Source organism: Elstera litoralis (assembly GCF_000963705.1).
In the GTDB taxonomy this organism is placed as follows: domain Bacteria; phylum Pseudomonadota; class Alphaproteobacteria; order Elsterales; family Elsteraceae; genus Elstera; species Elstera litoralis.
Window position 1 is genome coordinate 1 of record NZ_LAJY01000199.1, and the last position, 2,427, is coordinate 2,427.

The 2,427-nt window shown below is 59.9% G+C and carries 2 protein-coding genes and 1 pseudogene; 1 reads left to right on the forward strand and 2 read right to left on the reverse strand.

Going from position 1 to position 2,427, the window contains the following annotated elements; all coding sequences use genetic code 11:
• A partial coding sequence (locus tag VZ95_RS25365; RefSeq protein ID WP_045775508.1) for a hypothetical protein occupies nucleotides 1-413 on the forward strand: 413 nt, incomplete at its 5' end.
• Here VZ95_RS25365 and VZ95_RS08735 read toward each other — a convergent pair.
• Both VZ95_RS08735 and VZ95_RS08740 read right to left on the reverse strand, forming a co-directional pair.
• Nucleotides 410-958 carry an isochorismatase family protein gene (locus tag VZ95_RS08735; protein WP_045775509.1) on the reverse strand — a complete coding sequence of 183 codons (549 nt, stop codon included), beginning with the start codon at nucleotides 956-958 and terminating at the stop codon, nucleotides 410-412. The two genes, VZ95_RS25365 and VZ95_RS08735, sit on opposite strands and share 4 nt — an antisense overlap.
• 54 nt (nucleotides 959-1,012) lie before the next feature.
• Nucleotides 1,013-2,222: pseudogene (locus VZ95_RS08740) on the reverse strand (argininosuccinate synthase).
• Nucleotides 2,223-2,427 lie beyond the last annotated feature (205 nt).

A 2,427-nucleotide genomic window follows, 5' to 3' on the forward strand; every position in this document is an offset into this window, starting at 1 on the left:
ATGAGGGGTTTATTTTCGTATCGAAGGCAGGCGTTCCAGCTATTACGAGTTTCGAACAAGCGAAGGGCCTTCAACGCCTTGTTGCTGTCGACAATGGCGCGCCGGCCGCCCTTCTGCGGGCGAATGGGATTACCGACATTGATACGTCGTCCTCAGAAGGTCTCAATCTTAAAAAGTTGATTGCGGGCCGGGGCGATGCTTGGTTTACCACCACATCGCTTGGGCGTTACGTTATCAAGTCTGAGAACGTGGATGAAAAATCGCTGCTTCTCGGCCCGACGGTCGTGAAAACCCAGTTCTGGACGCTTGCCTCAAAGTCGGTTCCTGGCGATGTCGTCGAGAAAATACGGTCTGGTTTCGACGCCGCCCGAAAAGATGGGCGGTTCGCCGCGTTTCGGGCGCGCTTGAATTAAGACGCGCCTTTTTTAACGGCGGTCAGAACAGCCTTGAACGCTGGCGCGTCGCGGTGCTGCACCCATTCAAAGGCGGCCATTTCGGCTGAAATCAGCGAAATGCCCGCCTGGGTTAATCGGTGCAGCGCCGCCCCCTTATCGCTGGCCCGACGCGAGCCGATGGCATCGCTCACCACGGTCACGGGCCAGCCGAGGCTGTGCAACCCGAGGGCGGTTTGGAGCAGACAGACATGGGCCTCGCAGCCGCCCAGAATGATCCGACGCCCCCGCCACGGCGCGAGCGCCTCCCGTAGGTCGAGTTCGGCGGCGGCGTTGAAATGGGTTTTCGTGAAAACCCGCTCAATCCAGGGGACCAACGCCGGGGCGGTTCCGCCCAGGCCCTGCGGATATTGTTCGGTCGCCCAAATGGGGACGCCGCACAGATGGGCAGCTTCCGCCAATAAAAGCGCACGGTTCAGCACCGTCTCCGCCCCGTCGATCATCGGCATCAGCTTGCCCTGATAATCCACGAGCAGCAGGGCGCTGGTTTCGGCGGTCAGCAGCATCGGAGCGCTCCTAAGAAAAAAAAGGGCGGAACCTTTCGATCCCGCCCCGAAGGCTTACTTGCGGCCTAAGGCTGCGAGACGCAACCGCAGGGCGTTGAGCTTAATAAAGCCTTCGGCATCCTGCTGATTATAGACCTGATCGGCCTCGAAGGTCACATAATCCTGGCGGTACAGGCTGCGCGGCGATTTGCGCCCGACGACCGAAACCGAGCCCTTGAACAGCTTCACCCGCACGGTGCCCGACACGAATTCCTGGCTCTTGTCGATCAAGGCTTGCAGCATTTCGCGTTCCGGCGAGTACCAGAAGCCGAAATAAATTAGCTCCGCATAGCGGGGCATAATATCGTCTTTCAGGTGGGCCGCGCCGCGATCCAGCGTGATGCTTTCGATCCCGCGCCGGGCGGTCAGCAGAACCGTCCCGCCGGGGGTTTCGTAAACGCCGCGCGACTTCATACCGACGAAGCGGTTTTCGACCAGATCGAGACGGCCCACGCCATGCTTGCCGCCCAACTCGTTCAGCTTGGTCAGCAGATTGGCCGGCGAGAGCGCGACGCCATTGACGGCGATGGGGTCGCCCTTTTCGAACTCGATTTCCACATATTCGGGCTCATCCGGCGCTTTGCGCGGATCGACCGACCGGGTGTACATGTCTTCGTCGGCTTCGACCCACGGATCTTCCAGGGCTTTGCCTTCATAGGAAATGTGCAAAAAGGTTCGCATCGGTCGAATAGGGCGCTTCGCCGCGCTTGTCGCGGGCGATGGGAATCTGATGCCGCTCGGCATAGTCAAGCAGCGTCGTGCGGCTGGTCAGGTCCCAGGTGCGCCAGGGTGCCACGACCTTAATTTCCGGCTTCAGCGCGTAGTACGACAGCTCGAACCGCACCTGATCGTTACCCTTGCCGGTCGCGCCGTGGGCCACGGCATCGGCCCCGACTTCATTGGCAATCTCGATTTGGCGCTTGGCAATCAGCGGGCGGGCGATGGAGGTGCCGAGCAGATAGACGCCCTCATAGAGCGCATTGGCGCGGAACATCGGGAACACGAAGTCGCGGACGAACTCTTCGCGCAGATCGTCCACATAAATCTGCTTTACGCCCAGCATTTCGGCCTTGGCGCGCGCCGGGGCCAGCTCTTCGCCCTGGCCGATATCGGCGGTGAAGGTGACGACCTCGCACTGATAGGTTTCCTGCAACCACCGCAGGATCACCGAGGTATCCAGCCCGCCGGAATAGGCGAGAACGATCTTATTGATTTTCTGCGACATAAGCCTTGACCCTCTCAATCCGCAAAAGCGCCGCGAGCATAGAAGGGCAGGCAGCAGGCGGCAAGGGCAGGGTGTTGGTGTCGCGATGTTGCTTTTTTGTTCTTGACGTTGTGAATCGCTGAGGGTAGGGTAGGCCCTAAGATCGGCGGTAGTTGGGGGAAGGATTGAGCTTCTCTTCTGAACGGCTTAGACTGGTGTTAGCGAC